The sequence below is a fragment of the Micromonospora sp. NPDC049275 genome, from assembly GCF_043197115.1.
Taxonomy (GTDB): domain Bacteria; phylum Actinomycetota; class Actinomycetes; order Mycobacteriales; family Micromonosporaceae; genus Micromonospora.
The window spans coordinates 269,726-286,355 of record NZ_JBICSN010000001.1; the positions used below are offsets into that span (position 1 = coordinate 269,726).

General features: G+C 70.6%; 15 protein-coding genes. 11 read left to right on the forward strand and 4 right to left on the reverse strand.

Going from position 1 to position 16,630, the window contains the following annotated elements:
- Positions 1 to 58 precede the first annotated feature (58 nt).
- Positions 59 to 466, reverse strand: coding sequence for an STAS domain-containing protein (locus ACGFIE_RS01320; RefSeq protein WP_393289839.1), 408 nt, complete (start codon positions 464 to 466; stop codon positions 59 to 61).
- 360 nt (positions 467 to 826) lie between these two features.
- Between ACGFIE_RS01320 and ACGFIE_RS01325 the strand changes: the two genes are divergently transcribed.
- The 4 genes from ACGFIE_RS01325 (at position 827) to ACGFIE_RS01340 (ending at position 7,164) form a co-directional block, all read left to right on the forward strand.
- Positions 827 to 1,543, forward strand: coding sequence for a GAF and ANTAR domain-containing protein (locus ACGFIE_RS01325; RefSeq protein WP_393289842.1), 717 nt, complete (start codon positions 827 to 829; stop codon positions 1,541 to 1,543).
- Positions 1,544 to 2,018: 475 nt separating this feature from the next.
- Complete coding sequence (locus ACGFIE_RS01330; RefSeq protein WP_363685009.1) at positions 2,019 to 3,392, forward strand: lectin; 1,374 nt, start codon at positions 2,019 to 2,021, stop codon at positions 3,390 to 3,392.
- A gap of 308 nt (positions 3,393 to 3,700) precedes the next feature.
- Positions 3,701 to 6,157 carry a ricin-type beta-trefoil lectin domain protein gene (locus tag ACGFIE_RS01335; protein WP_393289844.1) on the forward strand — a complete coding sequence of 819 codons (2,457 nt, stop codon included), beginning with the start codon at positions 3,701 to 3,703 and terminating at the stop codon, positions 6,155 to 6,157.
- 299 nt (positions 6,158 to 6,456) lie between these two features.
- Positions 6,457 to 7,164, forward strand: coding sequence for a GAF and ANTAR domain-containing protein (locus ACGFIE_RS01340; protein ID WP_393289846.1), 708 nt, complete (start codon positions 6,457 to 6,459; stop codon positions 7,162 to 7,164).
- A 45-nt stretch (positions 7,165 to 7,209) separates the two neighbouring features.
- Here the strand turns inward: ACGFIE_RS01340 and ACGFIE_RS01345 are convergent, their stop codons facing one another.
- The gene (locus tag ACGFIE_RS01345; protein WP_393289848.1) at positions 7,210 to 7,608 is read right to left on the reverse strand and encodes a ChaB family protein; all 399 of its coding nucleotides are present in this window, start codon (positions 7,606 to 7,608) and stop codon (positions 7,210 to 7,212) included.
- A gap of 173 nt (positions 7,609 to 7,781) precedes the next feature.
- Here ACGFIE_RS01345 and ACGFIE_RS01350 point away from each other — a divergent pair, with 173 nt between their 5' ends.
- Positions 7,782 to 9,080, forward strand: coding sequence for an NAD(P)/FAD-dependent oxidoreductase (locus ACGFIE_RS01350; RefSeq protein WP_393289850.1), 1,299 nt, complete (start codon positions 7,782 to 7,784; stop codon positions 9,078 to 9,080).
- Between the two features lie 122 nt (positions 9,081 to 9,202).
- Here ACGFIE_RS01350 and ACGFIE_RS01355 read toward each other — a convergent pair whose 3' ends face one another.
- Positions 9,203 to 9,439 carry a hypothetical protein gene (locus ACGFIE_RS01355; RefSeq protein WP_363685001.1) on the reverse strand — a complete coding sequence of 79 codons (237 nt, stop codon included), beginning with the start codon at positions 9,437 to 9,439 and terminating at the stop codon, positions 9,203 to 9,205.
- Positions 9,440 to 9,651: 212 nt separating this feature from the next.
- Here ACGFIE_RS01355 and ACGFIE_RS01360 point away from each other — a divergent pair, with 212 nt between their 5' ends.
- The 5 genes from ACGFIE_RS01360 (at position 9,652) to ACGFIE_RS01380 (ending at position 13,926) form a co-directional block, all read left to right on the forward strand.
- On the forward strand, positions 9,652 to 10,083 hold the full coding sequence (locus tag ACGFIE_RS01360) for a YbaB/EbfC family nucleoid-associated protein (RefSeq protein ID WP_363684999.1): 432 nt from the start codon (positions 9,652 to 9,654) through the stop codon (positions 10,081 to 10,083).
- Complete coding sequence (locus ACGFIE_RS01365; RefSeq protein WP_393289852.1) at positions 10,073 to 10,396, forward strand: ESX-1 secretion-associated protein; 324 nt, start codon at positions 10,073 to 10,075, stop codon at positions 10,394 to 10,396. Before ACGFIE_RS01360 ends, ACGFIE_RS01365 begins: the two co-directional genes overlap by 11 nt.
- On the forward strand, positions 10,393 to 12,195 hold the full coding sequence (locus ACGFIE_RS01370) for a hypothetical protein (protein ID WP_393289855.1): 1,803 nt from the start codon (positions 10,393 to 10,395) through the stop codon (positions 12,193 to 12,195). The genes ACGFIE_RS01365 and ACGFIE_RS01370 overlap by 4 nt, the downstream gene beginning before the upstream one ends.
- Before the next feature lie 28 nt (positions 12,196 to 12,223).
- Positions 12,224 to 12,493 (forward strand): hypothetical protein, encoded by a 270-nt coding sequence (locus ACGFIE_RS01375; protein WP_357124207.1) that lies wholly within the window; start codon positions 12,224 to 12,226, stop codon positions 12,491 to 12,493.
- A gap of 182 nt (positions 12,494 to 12,675) precedes the next feature.
- Positions 12,676 to 13,926 (forward strand): GAF domain-containing protein, encoded by a 1,251-nt coding sequence (locus tag ACGFIE_RS01380; protein WP_393289857.1) that lies wholly within the window; start codon positions 12,676 to 12,678, stop codon positions 13,924 to 13,926.
- A 48-nt stretch (positions 13,927 to 13,974) separates the two neighbouring features.
- Here ACGFIE_RS01380 and murQ read toward each other — a convergent pair whose 3' ends face one another.
- Positions 13,975 to 14,868, reverse strand: a complete 894-nt coding sequence (gene murQ, locus ACGFIE_RS01385; RefSeq protein WP_363684991.1) for an N-acetylmuramic acid 6-phosphate etherase — start codon at positions 14,866 to 14,868, stop codon at positions 13,975 to 13,977.
- A 187-nt stretch (positions 14,869 to 15,055) separates the two neighbouring features.
- Here murQ and ACGFIE_RS01390 point away from each other — a divergent pair, with 187 nt between their 5' ends.
- Positions 15,056 to 16,621: a sodium:solute symporter gene (locus ACGFIE_RS01390; protein WP_393289859.1), complete on the forward strand. Its 1,566-nt coding sequence runs from the start codon at positions 15,056 to 15,058 to the stop codon at positions 16,619 to 16,621.
- Positions 16,622 to 16,630: the final 9 nt, after the last annotated feature.

The window sequence follows — 16,630 nt, forward strand, 5'->3', positions numbered from 1 at the left end:
GCGACCGTTGCCGGCCCGCCCGGGTCCATCCGGGCGGCGGTCGCCGCCAGCGGGTGATTCAGGCAGAGACCGGCCTCGTGCAGGGCACGCGTGACTCGGGTGGAGGTGCTGCCGGCACCTCCGCGTCGATCCGGGTGCCGGTTGCCACCAGCAGGTGGGTCACGCAGGGGGCGGCCTCGCGCAGGGTCAGCGTGATCCCTGCGCGGGTGGCGGCGTGCTGTGCCCGCAGCAGGGCGCTGATGCCGTGGGCGCTGAAGAAGGTCACCCGGGAGAAGTCGAGTACCAGCCGTACGGGACGCCGGGCGATCACGTGTTCGGCCAGCTCGCTGACAAGGTGCGCGGTGCTCATGTCGACCTCGCCGCGAACGCTGATCACTGGCACCAGCCCCGCGGTGTCCAGGTCGAGCGTCATGATCGGCTTGGCGGGTTGAGCGCGGTGCCGATCAGGTCTGGTGAGGACGGACATGTCGCCTCCCGATCTGGTGCATCGGTGAGTCGGATCCGCTGCGGAATCGAGACGCGCGAGCGGTTGACCTGGGCACATGTCTTGACCCGTCGTCCACCCTACCCACGATTTCGCCGTCCACACCACCCAGGTGGCGGACGGTCTCACTTCGCGCCCACGGCCGCTCGACGGGATATCCTGGCGAATCTGTAGTCCGCATCCGCCTTAGCCGGGTGTGGCGAATCGGCGTCGAGCAACGGCGTTGGTCCCGAATCCGCCCTGGTGGGTCCGTGCAGCGGTCCGGCGACAGGCGGGCTGCCATCCGCGCCCCGCCCAATTCCTGCTGCACGACGGGCGCGCCAGCCGTGAGGACCTGGTGCCATGGCCTCCCCGCCGACGGACCCCGCTGATGCCTTCGCCGAACTCGGCCGCATCAAGCTCGGTGAGGTCGCTCTCGACGACGTGCTGCAACGCATCGCCGAGCTCGCCAAACGCGTCCTCTCCACACCGGTGGAGGTGTCGGTCACGCTCGTTCGCGGCGGCACCGGGCACACCGCTGCGTTCACCGACGACCTTGCCCTCGACATGGACGAGCGGCAGTACGCCCAGGGAACGGGCCCCTGCCTCGACGCCGCTGCCAGCGGCGACCTCATGTCCGTCCCCGATCTCCCCGCCGAGGACCGGTGGCCCGACTGGACCGAGCGCGGGCTGAAGACGGGGGTGGGCAGTTCCGTGTCGGTCGGCCTGCCGATCCAGGAGGCGGTCGTCGGAGCGCTGAACGTCTACGCCCGCACCCCGCACGCCTTCGACGACGACACCATCACCGTGCTACAGACCTTCGCCGCGTACGCCGCCGTCGCCCTCGCCAACGCGCACCTCTACGACAGCACCGCCACCCTCGCCCACCAGATGCAGGAGGCGATGGCCAGCCGCGCCGTCATCGAACAGGCCAAGGGCATCATCATGGCCGAACGCCGCTGCACTGCTGACGAGGCGTTCGCGATCCTGTCGAAGGTCTCGCAGGACTCCAACCGCAAGGTCCGCGACGTGGCCCAGGCCCTCGTCGACCAGGCCGCCAGGAAGCCCTCCGAGTCCTGATTTCTCCCCGCGGCGCGGCGGCCGGTCGTACTGGACGCCGACACCGCGGCGCGTCGTCAGGTGCCGGTCGGCGCGACGGCACGGCTGGCCGCCATCGCACGGGTCTCCGGGCCGCAACCTGCCGGACACGGCATTGACATATTTCACTGTGCGATCTAGCGTCGGGCCGAATCGATTCGACGCCGAGGCGTGTGCTCCGGCGCCGTCCGACTGTCGGTCGCGTGGTGTTCGGGCGCGCACGGTGTGGGCCACCAGCGACTCGACGACCACCTGGTCACGCCCGGGCAGCGAGACCAGTGGCGAGAGGCTCTGGCGATGAGCCGGCCGGGTGCCGTGGCCGCCTCGCCTTCCGGAGTTTCATCCACGGTGAGTGTGGCCGGCGGGGGCGACCAGGAGTGGCATGCCGTGGCGGTGCAGGAGTCGCCGTGGACCCCTACACCTGAATCAGTTCGTGCCGAGTGGCGGGAGCCCCATCATGACAAGACGTAGACCCATCCTTGGTTCACTCGCGACGGCGGCGCTTCTCGTCGCGACAGTGGGCGTGACGGCACTGACCGGCGGTCTGAGCACCACCGCGTCGGCCGCGGACATGACACCGGCCGCGGCGACCGCCGGGTGCGGCAAGGCGCCCACGTTGACAAGCGGTCAACGGTCCATCCAGAGCAGCGGCCAGAACCGTAGCTTCATCCTGCGGATCCCCGACAACTACGACCGGAACCACCCGTACCGGTTGATCTTCGGGTTCCACTGGAACGGCGGCACCATGAACGACGTCGACGGCGGCGGGTCGGACGGGGCGGCCTGGTCCTACTACGGGCTGCGGCAGCAGGCGAACAACAGCACCATCTTCGTCGCCCCCCAGGGCAACGGCAACGGCTGGGCCAACCCCAACGGCCAGGACGTCACCTTCGTCGACAACATGATCAGCCTGATCGAGGCGGACCTGTGCGTCGACACGACGCAGCTCTTCGCGCTCGGCTTCAGCTACGGCGGAGGCATGAGCTACTCGCTTGCCTGCTCCCGGGCCGGCGTCTTCCGCGCCGTCGCGGTCTACTCCGGCGGGCAGCTCAGCGGATGCAGCGGCGGCACCCAGCCGATCGCGTACATGGGCATTCACGGCATCGGGGACCCGGTGCTCAACATCTCCGCCGGACGGTCCCTGCGGGACAGGTTCGTCCGCAACAACGGGTGCACCGCGCAGAACCCGCCCGAGCCGAGGGCGGGCAGCCTGACCCACATCACCACCACCTACTCCGGCTGCCGATCCGGCTACCCGGTGGTGTGGGCAGCCTTCGACGGCGGGCACGGCCCCGGCCCGGTGGACGGCGGCGGCGACAGCGGCGCCCGGACCTGGACCAAGGGTGAGGTGTGGAGGTTCTTCACCCAGTTCGGCAGCACCGATCCCACGCCGACCCCTACCGTGTCGCCGACGGCAAGCCCTACCACCACCCCGCCGCCGAGCGGCACGTCGGCCCTGCGCAACGGAAGCTCCGGGCGGTGCCTCGACGTCAACGGCGCCACGCAGACCAACGGCGCGGCAGCGATCATCTGGGACTGCCACGGTCAGAGCAACCAGAGCTGGACCTCGACCGCGGCCGGGGAGCTGCGCGTCTTCGGTGGCAAGTGCCTTGACGTCAACGGCGCCGGCACCGCGAACGGCAGCTCGGTGATCATTTGGGACTGCAACGGCCAGCCCAACCAGCGGTGGCGGTCCAACGCCGACGGCTCGATCACAGGTGTCGGTTCGGGCCGGTGTCTGGACGTGGTCGGCAACGGTACGGCCAACGGCACGCGCGTCCAGATCTGGGACTGCAACGGCGCGGCCAACCAACGATGGAGCCGCAGCTGAGCCCAGCCGGGCATCGGTAGGGATCTGCACGGGCACGAGCCGGCGGCCGAACCACTCGGAGCGGCCGCCGGCTCCGCCCGACCGAAATTCATCAGATCTATCGGCCCAAATCTCGGCGACCCTGCCGCCGGGGGTCGAGCACCCGATCGACGAAACGGCTGTTCACAGGGCGTTGACCGCCGATCGATCCGGTGCTTAACATATGACGTCTTTTCATTAAAGATCTTCGATAGGCGGCCTCCTTCGCGGTACGGCAGCTCGATGCGCCGTACGGCTCCGGGGCCGAAAAGCCTGGGGAGGCGAGCCAGATGTTCGACAGAGAGAATCATCGGCACAGCACTGACGACTACGGGCCGCGCGGCCGGTCGTGGCGGAGCACGTGGCGTCCGCGTCGGTTGGCCGCATCGTTAGCGGGGGCGGTGGTGCTGGCGGCAGCCGTGCTGACCGGATTCGCCTCCCCCGCCCAGGCGGCAACCGCCATCACGATCAACGGTGGGTCCGGTGGACGGGCGCTCGACGGGATCGGCGCGGTCAGTGGCGGTGGCGGCAACAGCCGGTTGCTTATCGACTACCCGGAGCCCCAGCGCAGTGACATCCTGGACTACCTGTTCAAGCCGGGCCGCGGCGCTGCCATGCAGCTGCTGAAGACCGAGATCGGCGGGGACACCAACTCCACGTCCGGCGCGGAGCCCAGCCACGAGCACACCCGGGGCAGCATCAACTGCAACCGGGGCTACGAGTGGTGGCTGATGGAGCAGGCGAGGTCGCGCAACGCCAACATCGCCCTGGCGGGCCTGGCCTGGGGAGCGCCGGGCTGGATCGGGAACCGCAACTTCTGGTCCCAGGACTCGATCGACTACCTGGTGGCCTGGCTGGACTGCGCGGCCACCCACGGGCTGACCATCAACTACCTCGGCGGGTGGAACGAGAAGGGCTACAACGCCGGCTGGTACAAGAACCTCCGCTCCGCCCTCAACTCCCACGGCTACAGCAGCGTGAAGATCGTCGCCTCGGACGACTTCGGCTGGGGCGCCGCCGACGAATCGCTTCGCGACCCGGCGTTCGCCAACGCCGTACAGGTCTTCGGCAGCCACTACGTCTGCGGCTACCGCAGCGCCCAGACCAGCTGCCCCAGCTCCGGCAACGCCGTGTCCACAGGCAAGCAGCTCTGGGCCAGCGAGAACGGCTCCGACGACTACAACGCCGGAGCGCAGGCCCTCGCCCGGGGCATCAACCGCGGCTACATCGACGGCAAGATGACCGGTTACATCAACTGGCCCGCCATCGCCGCCATCACCCCGAACATCCCCTGGGCGACCACGGGCGTGGCGGTGGCCCAGCAGCCCTGGTCCGGCGCGTACTCCATCGGCAAGAACACCTGGGTGATGGCGCAGACGACCCAGTTCACCGCCCCGGGCTGGCGCTACCTCGACTCCTCGAGCGGCTACATCGGCGGCAACCGCAACAACGGCAGCTACGTCTCGCTGAAGTCCACGAACAACAGCGACTACAGCACCATCATCGAGACGATGGACGCCGGCTCCGCGCAGACCCTCGACTTCACAGTCACCGGAGGCCTGTCCACCGGCGCCGTGCACGTCTGGTCGACGAACGTCCGGTCGAACAACACCGCCGACCACTTCGTCCGGGGCAGCGACATCACGCCGAGCGGCGGGCGCTTCTCGCTCACCGTCCAGCCCGGCTACGTCTACAGCATCACCACCACCACCGGTCAGGGTAAGAGCACGGCGACCAGCCCGGCTTCGGGCAACCTGCAGCTGCCGTACAGCGACACCTTCGACAGCTACGCCGTCGGGCGCGAGGCGAAGTACCTGATGGACCAGCAGGGTTCGTTCGAGATCGCCGGCTGCGCGGCCGGTCGCGCGGGCCAGTGCGTACGCCAGATGTCGGAGCAGACGCCGATCTTCTGGACGTCCGGCCAGGCCGAGCCGTACACCCTGCTGGGTGACCTGTCGTGGCGCAACTACACGGTCTCCTCGGACGTGCTGCTGGAGAAGTCCGGCTACGCGCAGCTCATCGGTCGCGCCAACACGTACAACCACCAGGGGCCGCAGAACCTCAACGGCTACTACTTCCGGGTGACCGACGGTGGCGCGTGGTCCATCCGGAGCAACAACACAAGCGGCAACTGGCGCACGCTGGCCAGCGGAAACACCTCGGCGCTGGGCACCGGCCGCTGGCACAAGTTGTCGCTGACGCTCAACGGGAGCACCCTCACCGCGGCCATCGACGGCAACACCGTCGGCACGGTCTCCGACTCGACCTGGGTCGCCGGCCAGATCGGGTACGGCACGGGTCAGGGAGTCACCGCCCAGTTCGACAACCTCACCATCACGCCGGTCGGCAGCTCCGGGAATCCGGGTGCGACCACGGCGATCCGGGGGGCGGGCTCCAACCGGTGCCTGGACGTCAACGGTGCCAGCCAGGCCGACGGCTCGGTCGTGCAGATCTGGGACTGCAACAGCGGCGCCAACCAGCAGTGGACGCTTACCGCGAGCAACCAACTGACCGTCTACGGCAACAAGTGCCTCGACGCGGCGGGTACCGCAGCGGGGAGCCGCGCACGGATCATGACCTGCAACGGCGGTGGTGCCCAGCAGTGGCGCGTCAACGCCGACGGCACGATCACCGGGGTCGCGTCGGGGCTCTGCCTGGACGTCAACGCCGCGGGCACCGCCAACGGCACCGCCGTCCAGATCTGGACCTGCACCGGTGGCAGCAACCAGCAGTGGATCCGCGGCTGACGGGCTGACGTCCGCACGAGGTCCCGTACGCGATTCGTGGCGGCCGGCCGCTCAGGTGAGCGGCCGGCCGCCGCCTTGTCGTTGGGGGCACCTGACCGAGGCGGGAGTATCGTGACGGGCCTGTAGCTCACATCCGCCGTATCGGGTGTGGCGAATCGGCGTCAAGCAACGGCGTTGGTCCCGAATCCGCCCCGGTGGGTCCGTGCAGCGGTCCGCCTCGTGTGGGCCGCCATCCGCGTGCCCTCATCTCCCCGGTCCGATTCTGGTGGCGGGCGCGCCGGCCCCGAGGACCTGGTGACATGCCCCGCCCGCCGATGGACCCCGCCGACGCCTTCGCCGAACTCGGTCGCATCAGGCTCGGGGAGATGAGGCTCGACGACGTCCTGCAACGCGTCGCGGAACTGACCAAACGGGTGCTGTCCCCGCCGGTGGAGGTGTCCGTCACGCTGGTTCGCGGCGGGACCGGGCACACCGCTGCGTTCACCGACGACCTGGCCTTCGAGATGGACGAGCGGCAGTACGCGCACTGGCGCGGCCCGTGCCTGGAGGCCGCCGCCGGCGGGAGCATCCTGTCCGTGCCCGACCTCCCCGCCGAGGACCGGTGGCCCGAATGGGCCGAACTCGGACGGGCGGCGGGGCTGGGCAGTTCCGTGTCGGTCGGCCTGCCGATCCAGGAGGCGGTCGTCGGAGCGCTGAACGTCTACGCCCGCACCCCGCACGCCTTCGACGACGACACCATCACCGTGCTACAGACCTTCGCCGCGTACGCCGCCGTCGCCCTCGCCAACGCGCACCTCTACGACAGCACCGCCACCCTCGCCCACCAGATGCAGGAGGCGATGGCCAGCCGCGCCGTCATCGAACAGGCCAAGGGCATCATCATGGCCGAACGCCGCTGCACTGCTGACGAGGCGTTCGCGATCCTGTCGAAGGTCTCGCAGGACTCCAACCGCAAGCTCCGCCACGTGGCCCAGACCCTCGTCGACCGGGCCGCCCGGGACACCTGAGCGCTGGGCCACCGGAGCGCCGCGGACACCCGCGCTCCGCTGCGGCTATCTGCCGCGGGCCTTGCGGGTGCTGTTGTTGCTGGCCTTGCGGATGGCCTCGACGAGGTCGGACTTCCGCATCCGGGACCGGCCACGGATGTCGAGCTTCCTCGCCACGCCCATCAGGTGTTCCTTGCTGGCGTTGGCGTCGACCCCACCGGCGGTTCTGCCGGAGGAACCACGGCCGCCGGCGGCCTTCTCGTCGCTCGGCCCCTTCTCGCCCTTCGGCTCCCAGTGGTCGCCCACCTTCTCGAAGGAGTGCTTGACCGCCGCGAACGCCGTGCGGTGGGCGCGCTCGCCCTCGCCGTACGAGTCGACAGCCGAGTCGTGCGCCTCCGCGTAGGTGTCCTGTGCCTTCTTCGGGGATCGCTTCAGGGTGCTGGGCATGTCCTTCCGTGCCGGCATCGTCGCTCCTCTCATCGACTGTTCCGGGTGACGTGCCCGCGCCAGCAGGACACCAAACGCCCGTTTCGGCGGGAGATCCGAGAAGCTGCCGCTGGACAGGTTTCCGCCGCAGGAGCGGGGTTACCTCTTGCTCGGGACCGAGGAACGACAGCCGATCACCGAGGGGATCCGTCATGGCCCGACCCAGGATCGTCATCGTCGGCGCGGGATTCGCCGGCTTCCACGCCGCCCGCCGGCTGACAGGCGTCGCCCGTGGCGCCGCCGACGTGGTGCTGGTGAATCCGACCGACTACTTCCTGTACCTGCCGCTGCTGCCGGAGGTCTCCGGCGGGGTGCTCGACCCGCGCCGGGTCACCGTGCCGCTGGCCGACACCCTGCCCGGCGTACGGGTGGTCCTCGGTGAGGTCGACGGCATCGACACCGACGGTCGTACCGTCTCCTACGCGGACCCCGAGGGACGCCCCGGCCGGCTCGCGTACCACCGGCTGGTCCTCGCCGCCGGCAGCGTCAACAAGCTGCTCCCGATCCCCGGCGTCGCCGACCACGCCCACGGCTTCCGTGGCATCCCCGAGGCCCTGCACCTGCGCGAACGGCTGATCCAGCAGATCGAGATGGCCGACGCCACCGACGACCCGGTCGAACGGGAGGCCCGCTGCACCTTCGTGGTGGTCGGCGCCGGCTACACCGGCACCGAGGTCGCCGCCCAGGGCCAACTGTTCACTGACGAGATCATCCGCCACCACCCGAGACTCAGCGGGATCCGCCCGCGCTGGCTGCTGCTGGACACCGCCGACCGCGTCCTGCCCGGGCTCGCCGACCGCATGTCCCGGGTCGCGGGGCGGGTCCTGCGCGAGCGCGGGATCGAGGTGTGCCTGGGTACGTCGGTCACCGAGGCCACCGCCGACGGCGTCCACCTGTCCGACGGCCGGTTCGTGGCGTCCCGCACCCTGGTGTGGTGCGTCGGGGTGCGACCCGACCCGCTCGTCGGGGCGACCGGCCTGCCCACCACCAGGGGGCGGGTCACTGTCGACGAATACCTCGCCGTGCCCGGCCACCCGGAGATCCTCGCCTGCGGCGACGCGGCCGCCGTACCGGACCCGGCGCGACCCGGTGAGATCACGCCGATGACCGCCCAGCACGCCGTCCGACAGGGCCGGCTCGCCGCCGACAACATCGCCGCCTCGTACGGCGTCGGTCGACGCCGCCCGTACCGCCACCGCGACCTCGGTTTCGTGGTCGACCTCGGTGGCTGGCAGGCCACCGCCAACCCGCTGCACGTGCCGCTGTCCGGGCTGCCGGCCCGCGCCGTGGCACGCGGCTACCACCTGCTGTCCCTGCCCGCCAACCGTGCCCGCACCGTCGCCGACTGGCTCTTCGCCGCCGTCGGCTCCCGACCCAGCGTCCAACTCGGACTCGTGCCCGGCACGGCCGTGCCGCTGGACACCGCCGCACCGGAACGGGCGCGTCGCTGATTCCTCCTGCCGGAGCCGGGCGGCCTGCACCATGCCGCCCGCCACGGCGGCGGGTCGTGCCCGGAACCGAACGCCCCGCAGCCGAAGGGCTGCGGGGCGCGGCGGCTGCTGGCTCGTAGCGGTCACCCGTCGCGGGCGGCGCGATCGCGGTCGGCCTCGGCGTCCGCCCTTCCGACCGGGGTGCCGTCACCGTCGCGGTTCGCACGGGACAGGTCCACGTCGGCACCGGCCCGGGCGGCGTCCGCCGCCGCGTCGTCCGCGCCGACGACCTCCCCGCCGGAGGTGGCGCCGTCGCCGTCGTCCTCGGTCAACCGCCCGGCGGCGGCCAACCCGATCGGTACGTACCTGGGCTCGGTCATCTTGTCCTCCTCAGGAACTCGCCGTCTCCCCTACCGCTACCCCGGCTCGCCCCTGGCACACCGCACCAGTCGGACCGGTTGGACCGGGCGGGTGTCCCCCACCTCCCCGTCGGCGGACTCCATGTCGGAGAGTCAGGGCGTATCGTGTGCTGGCCGCGCCGCGTCAGGCTGACCCTGGAGGCGGCCGGCAGCCGTCACACGGGGGAGGTCTGATGGCGCAGTTTCCCAGCGGTGACTTCGACGCGGCGACCGAGCGGTTCGTCGCCTCCTGGTCGGCGGGCATCTCCGAGCGGGCCGCCCGGGCACAGGAGTTGTCCGACCGGGTGGCGGCGATGTCGGCGACAGCCGAGGGTGCGGACGGCGCGGTCCAGGTGACCGTCGCCGCGTCCGGGGCCATGACCGACCTCCGACTCGACCATCGGGTGCTCAGCTGGCGGGCGGACGAGATCGCCGCCGAGGTGCTGGCGGTGATGCGCCGGGCGCAGGGGCGGCTGGCCCCGCAGGTGGCGGAGGCCGCGGCGGAGACCGTCGGCGCCGACTCCGAGACCGCCCGCGCCGTCGTCGGCAGCTACGAGTCGCGCTTCCCCGAGGTGACCGAGGAAGACGAGCCGGGGTACGCCGGGTGGGGTGACCGTGGGCGCTGAGGCAGCCGGGTTCGAGGTCACCACTGCGGCGGTGACCGCGCACGCCCGTTCCGTCGACCGGATCTCCGGGGGGATCGGCGCCGCACACGACGCGGCCGCGTACGTGCAGATGGGCGGGGACGCGTACGGGCACCTGCCTGTCTGCCAGGCGCTGCCCTTCCTGTTGGACTTCCTCCAGGGCCCGGCCGTGGACGCGCTCGCGGCGGCGCAGGAGGCGTTGCACAGCGCGGCCGGTGCGCTCGACGGGACTGTGGACGCCTACCACCACACGGACGGAACGATCTCGGCCTCCCTCGGACGGATGCACCGATGAGCACCGACGTGGCGAACCCGCTGATCGCCGCCCGGCAGGACACCACCACCGCGTACAGCGGCGTCGGCCTCGTCGAGAGCCTGGTCGACCTGCGCAACGGCATCGAGAGCGGCTCCTGGGTCGACTTGACCATCGGCGGCGTCGGCACGTCGATGGAGGTGCTGGCGACCTGCGTCGACCCCATCGGGTCGGTCGTCTCGTGGGGAGTCGCCTGGCTCATCGAGCACGTCAAGCCGCTCTCCGACGCCCTCGACTGGCTGGCCGGCGACCCGGACCAGATCACCGCGTACGCGCAGACGTGGCACAACGTCTCCCGACACGTCAGCGATCAGGCCACCGCCCTGTCCGAGGCGGTCCGCACCGAGATCGCCACCTGGACGGGTCCCGCGTCCGAGGCGTACCGCCGCTACAGCGACCAGCACCTGCGCCACCTCGCCGGCCTGGCGGACGCCACCGATCTGATCGGCACCGTCGTCGAGGGCGCGGGCCTGCTCGTGGCGCTGGTCCGGGAGCTGGTCCGGGATCTGATCGCCGACTTCGTCTCGGTCCTCGCCGTCCGGCTGTGGGTGTGGCTCGCCGAGGCCGGCCTGACCCTGGGCGCGGCCACTCCGCTGGTCGCGGCGCAGGTCTCCTCGCTTGTCGCCAAGTGGGCCGCCAAGGTCACCGGGCTCCTCACGGCGCTGGCCCGCAGCGTCAGCCGCCTGCGGCCGATCCTGTCCAAGCTCGGCGAACTGCTCGACACCCTCCGGACGGCGCTGAGCGGTCTCCGGCGTACCCCTGGCGGGTCGAGCTCCACCGACATGCCGGCCCCCGGCCCGGGTGCGCGCGGTTACACGGATCCGGCCGGGGGCGGGCAGCCGCCGCCGTGGGCCCGGCAGGACGACTGGCCACCCGACTTCGACCGCGAGCCGGGGCCAGCCGGCGGTGGGCCGGGCCACGATGGCGGCACGTCGCACGACGGTGGCACGTCGCACGATGGCGGCACGTCGCACGACGGTGGCACGTCGCACGGTGGTGAAGAGCCGACGGACCCCGACGGGATTGCCGCACCGGACTCCGGCTCCAACGCCGATCCGCTGATGCCCGATCATGCGAGCGAGGCCGAGTTGCGGCTGCTCGGCAGGGAGGTCCACAGCATGGTCGAACTCGACCCCGGCGGACACGTCAACGACGCGTACGAGGTCACGTTCACCGACGGTACGCGCGGCGTCTACAAGCCGAACGTGCCGGAGAACGAGTTCGTCCAGGTGCGTTCCAGCATTCCGGAGAACGAGCTGGCCCCGCGTGAGGTCGCCGCCTCGCGCCTGGACGAGGATCTGGGCTTCGGGCTGGTGCCGACGACGGCGCGCTGGGACGGGCCGCACGGGGCCGGGTCGATGCAGGAGTTCGTGGAGAACGTGACCCCGGGCCGCCCCGCCAACGCCTACTCGACCGCCGAGGGCGAGCGGATGGCGGTCCTCGACTACATCAGCGGCAACACCGACCGGCACATGCTTAACTACCTGACCGGGCCCGACGGCCGGCTGGTCGCCATCGACCACGGTTACTCGTTCCCCGAGTCGAACGCCGAGCCGTTGCGCTCGGACTTCGTGACACAGCAGATGAACCGGCCGCTGAGCCCGGAGACGATGGCCCGGCTCCAGGACACCGACCCGGCGGTGCTGGCCGACCGGCTGCGCGGCACCGGCCTGAGTGAGCAGGCGCTGTCCGGTGCGATGGACCGTTTCAACGAGATCCGTGCCCGGGGCACGATCACGGGCGAGGCGTGGAACGCCTTCCGCCCGCCGAGCCCGCATTGAGTGGGCCGTGGTGAACCAGGAGGCAGGCATGACCGAGCAGGCGGCGACCAGGGTGGCGCTGTACACGTTCGCCAAGCACACCAAACATCGGGTGGCCGAGTTCAATTGGCAGCCCGGCCAACCGGTGTCGCTGACCATTCTCGATCCGGAGTGGGGTGCGGTCGCACAGGACTTCTACGACAACGGCGTGCCGGCCGGCGCGCACCGGGTGTCGCCGGAGGCCGGCCCGGAGTTCATGCGCGCCCTGCTGCAACGATTCCGCGCGAGCTACTACAAGTTCGTGGACGAGAGCGACTGACCCGCCACCGCACCGGTACGACAGCCGCTGCCTCACCATCGCCACGCCGCACGGCGGTCCCGCGGTCTTCCCCGTACTCTGGCGACCGTCAGCGGGCGACGAACCATGGGTCATCCGACGAAGCCGGACAGGAGAGGGGCGACCACGGCATGGCGGCTATATCGGGCCAGCGGTCGACTGCGGTGCGTACCGGGGAGGCGGCCGAGGAGGATCTGCGGGCGCTGTTCGGGCAGTCCATCGCGGTTTTCGCGTCGCTCGTGGGGCCCACACATGTGGTGGAGACGGCCAACCCGGCGTTCTTCGTCACCATCGGTGAGGAGCGGGCGCGCACCGGGGTTCCGGTCGCCGAGCTGATGCCCGAGTTGGCCGGTCAGGGCTTCGTCGATCTGCTGGACGAGGTCTACCGCACGGGTGAGCCCTACACGGGTCGCGACGCCCGGATCGTGCTGGGCACCGGCCCGCACGCGCGGGAGGCGTTCTTCGACTTCACCTACGAGCCGCGCCGCGACGCCGGCGGCACGGTGACCGGGATCCGCGTGATCGGTGTGGAGACCACGCAGGTCAAGCACGCCCAGCGGCTGATGGCCGAGCACCGCGCCATGCTGGAGCAGATCGCCCGCCAGGCGCCCCTGGCCGAGGTGCTCGACGGGATGGCGCGCTGCATCGAGAACCTGGCACCGGACCAGGTGCTCGTCTCCGTGCTGCTCGCCGATCCGGACGGCCAGCACCTGCGCCACGGCGCCGCACCGAGCCTGCCCGAGTTCTACAACCAGGCCATCGACGGGATCGCCACCGGCGAGGGTGTCGGCTCGTGCGGCACTGCCGCGTACCGGCGGGAGCCGGTCATCGTCACCGATATCGGCACCGACCCGTTCTGGGACGACTTCCGCGCCCTGGCCGAGCGGGCCGGGCTCGCCGCCTGCTGGTCGATGCCGATCCTGGCCCCCGACGGCGGCCTGTTGGGCACCTTCGCCATGTACCATCGCACCCCGCGCGTCCCGCAGGACACCGATCTGGCTCTGGCTCGGGTCTTCGCCGACACCGCTGCCCTGGCCATCGAACGCCACCACGTCGAGCAGGCGAAGACGGCCGCCGAAGCGCGCGCCAAGGCCGCGAACGAGGAGCTGGCAAAGGCGGTCCGCGCCGAGCGGCAGCTGCGCGCCGAGGCCGAGCAGCGTGCGGCCGCCGCCGCGGAACTCGCCGACCGGATACGCGCCGCCGCGGCAGCGCAGGCAGCCCGACCGCATCCCGAGCACTGCCAGCTCGGCGGCGCACAGGGGTGCACCGCACCGGCGAAGATCAAGATCGCCGACTCGTGGGGTGACGCGGCGTGGGGCTGCGACGCCCACGTCGAGGAGGCGATCCTCAACGTACGGTCGGTGTTCATTGCCAGCGAGGAGCTCGGCGGCCTGGCCGCCTACCTCAACCGCTGACCACCCCGGCGCACCAGCCCCCGACGGGCGGGTGCGCCCGGCCCGGGGTCAGGCCGCGACGGCCGCCCGGACGTCGTCGTCGGCGGCGCGCAGCCGTGCCGCGGCCTCCTCGGCGGTGCAGTGGGCCAGCAGCAGCACGATGGCCGTCTTGGCGTGCCCGTGCGCCGCAGCGAGCGCCCGCGCGGCCGTGTCGAGGTCGGTGTCGGCGGCCTCGGCGACGATCCGGCGTGCCCGGTCGACGAGCTTCTCGTTTGTGGCGTTCATGTCCACCATGAGGTTGCGGTAGACCTTGCCGAGCCGGGCCATCGTGGCGGTCGAGAGCATGTTGCAGACGAGCTTCTCGGCGGTGCCGGCCTTGAGCCGGGTGGAGCCGGTGAGCACCTCGGGGCCGGTGGGCACCTCGATGGCGACGTCGGCGTGCCGGCTGATCACCGCGTCGGTGTTGCAGGCGACGGAGACGGTGGCAGCTCCTCGCGCGCGGGCGTGATCCAACCCGCCGACCACGTACGGGGTACGGCCGCTGGCGGCTAGCCCGACCACCGTGTCGCGGGCGGTCAGGCCGATCGCGTCGAGGTCGGCGACGGCGCGGGTCGGGTCGTCCTCCGCACCCTCGACGGCGACGCCGAAGGCTCGTGCCCCGCCGGCGAGCAGACCGATGACCCGGTCGGGCGTCGTACCGAAGGTGGGGGGGATCTCGACGGCGTCGAGCATGCCGATCCGGCCGCTGGTGCCCGCGCCGAGGTAGATCAGTCGTCCGCCCTGGCGGAGCGACGCCACGATGACGTCGACGGCGGCGGCGATGTCCGGTACGGCCCGACGGACGGCGTCCGCGACCGAGCGGTCCTCGTCGTTCATGGCGAGAAGCAACTCGGTGGGCGACATCCGGTCGAGGTCGCTGGTCTTGTCGTTGCGGGTCTCGGTGCCGAGGGTGCTGAGGTCCATCCGGTGTTCGTTCCTCTCGCTGGTGTTCAGCTGCCGAGTGCCACCGGGCGCGTCCTGCTGGGCCGACGCGCCCTCTATCAGCAGGCTGAAACCACAGCGTAACCAGCCCGGACGGGCACTGGCAAAAAGTTTCGAGTTACTGTGGGCCAACGTCACTTATTGACAACCGCTGGGTGGGGAGTGAACCGTGCGTCAACTCGACCTTGTCGTGATCGTGCTGTATCTCGTGGTGATCGCCTTCGTCGGACTACGCCTGTCCGGGAAGCAGAAATCCGCCAAGGACTACTTCGTGGGCGAGGGCCGCCTGCCGTGGTGGACCGTCTCGTTCTCAGTGGTCGCCACCGAGACCAGCGTCCTGACCGTGATCAGCGTGCCCGGTGGGGCCTACAGCGGGCAGGGGTTCGGCAACGTCGAGCTGGCCCTGGGCTACGTCATCGGTCGCGTCGTCGTGGCCACGGTGCTCATCCCGCTCTACAAGCGCGGTGGGTTCGTCAGTGCCTACCAGTACCTCGGTGAGCGGTTTGGCCTGAAACTTCAGGGTCTGGCGTCGATCACGTTCGTCTTCACCCGCCTGCTCGCCGAGGGCGTACGCCTGTTCGCCTCGGCCATCCCCATCAAGCTGCTCCTGGACGAGTTCGGCCTGCACGTCGGCTACCAGGCCATCATCGTGGTCCTCACGCTGATCACCGTGGTCTACACCTACCTCGGTGGCATCAAGGCGGTCATCTGGACCGACGCGATCCAGATGGGCCTCTACCTCGGTGGCGCGATCCTGGCCATCGCGGTGCTCAGCCACGCCGTCGGCTTCGACGGCTACTCGCAGGCGCTGGACGCCGGCAAGTTCCAGCTCTTCGACACCGACTTCAACCTCGCGCACGTGCTCACCAGCCCGTTCGCCCTGCCGACCGCGATCATCGGTGGCGCGATCTTCGCGATGGCCAGCCACGGGTCGGACCAGCTGATCGTCCAGCGCATCCTGTCCACCCGCACGCTGCGCGACGGGCAGAAGGCGATGATCTCCTCGGGTGTCTTCGTGGTCATCCAGTTCGCCGCGTTCTCGCTGGTCGGCGCGCTGCTGTGGTCGTACAACAAGGGTCAGACCTTCAAGGAGCTCGGCCTGGCCAGCAGCGACAACCTCTACCCGAGCTTCATCCTGCACGCCCTGCCGGTGGGCATCTCGGGTCTGCTGGTGGCCGGCATCCTCGGCGCCGCGATGGGCTCGCTGTCCTCGGCGCTGAACTCGATGTCGAACTCCACGGTCGCGGACTTCATCCACAGCTTCTTCCGCAAGGTCCCGTCCGACGACGCGATGCTCCGGCTCGCCCGGGTGATGACCCTGGTCTGGGCGGTGCTGATGGCGATCTTCGCCTGCGCGTTCAGCTCCAGCACCGGAAACGTCTACCTGACCGGTCTGACCATCGCCGGCTACACCTACGGCGCGCTGCTCGGGGCCTTCCTGCTGGGCCGCCTCGTCAAGCGGGCCAACCAGGTCGACGCGTTCATCGCCTTCCTCGTCACCGTGGCGGTGATGACCTACATCGTCCGCTACGTCAAGATCGATGTGACGACGGCCGGTACCACCACCGCGACCGCCATCGCCGCGCAGTGGCTGGTGCCGATCGGCGTCCTGATCACCCTGCTCGTCGGCACCGTGGCGAGCCTGTTCCACCCGACCCCGGAGAACCCGTACGACCACGGACGGCGCGACGAGGTCGACGACGACGCCGCGGCAACGCCGGCCGGCCGGGCATGAAGGAGGACG

Excerpts from the sequence above, each read along its gene's own strand:
- ACGFIE_RS01320 (WP_393289839.1), bottom strand. The coding sequence starts at position 466 with ATGTCCGTCCTCACCAGACCTGATCGGCACCGCGCTCAACCCGCCAAG.
- ACGFIE_RS01325 (WP_393289842.1), top strand. The coding sequence starts at position 827 with ATGGCCTCCCCGCCGACGGACCCCGCTGATGCCTTCGCCGAACTCGGC.
- ACGFIE_RS01330 (WP_363685009.1), top strand. The coding sequence starts at position 2,019 with ATGACAAGACGTAGACCCATCCTTGGTTCACTCGCGACGGCGGCGCTT.
- ACGFIE_RS01335 (WP_393289844.1), top strand. The coding sequence starts at position 3,701 with ATGTTCGACAGAGAGAATCATCGGCACAGCACTGACGACTACGGGCCG.
- ACGFIE_RS01340 (WP_393289846.1), top strand. The coding sequence starts at position 6,457 with ATGCCCCGCCCGCCGATGGACCCCGCCGACGCCTTCGCCGAACTCGGT.
- ACGFIE_RS01345 (WP_393289848.1), bottom strand. The coding sequence starts at position 7,608 with ATGCCGGCACGGAAGGACATGCCCAGCACCCTGAAGCGATCCCCGAAG.
- ACGFIE_RS01350 (WP_393289850.1), top strand. The coding sequence starts at position 7,782 with ATGGCCCGACCCAGGATCGTCATCGTCGGCGCGGGATTCGCCGGCTTC.
- ACGFIE_RS01355 (WP_363685001.1), bottom strand. The coding sequence starts at position 9,439 with ATGACCGAGCCCAGGTACGTACCGATCGGGTTGGCCGCCGCCGGGCGG.
- ACGFIE_RS01360 (WP_363684999.1), top strand. The coding sequence starts at position 9,652 with ATGGCGCAGTTTCCCAGCGGTGACTTCGACGCGGCGACCGAGCGGTTC.
- ACGFIE_RS01370 (WP_393289855.1), top strand. The coding sequence starts at position 10,393 with ATGAGCACCGACGTGGCGAACCCGCTGATCGCCGCCCGGCAGGACACC.
- ACGFIE_RS01375 (WP_357124207.1), top strand. The coding sequence starts at position 12,224 with ATGACCGAGCAGGCGGCGACCAGGGTGGCGCTGTACACGTTCGCCAAG.
- murQ (WP_363684991.1), bottom strand. The coding sequence starts at position 14,868 with ATGGACCTCAGCACCCTCGGCACCGAGACCCGCAACGACAAGACCAGC.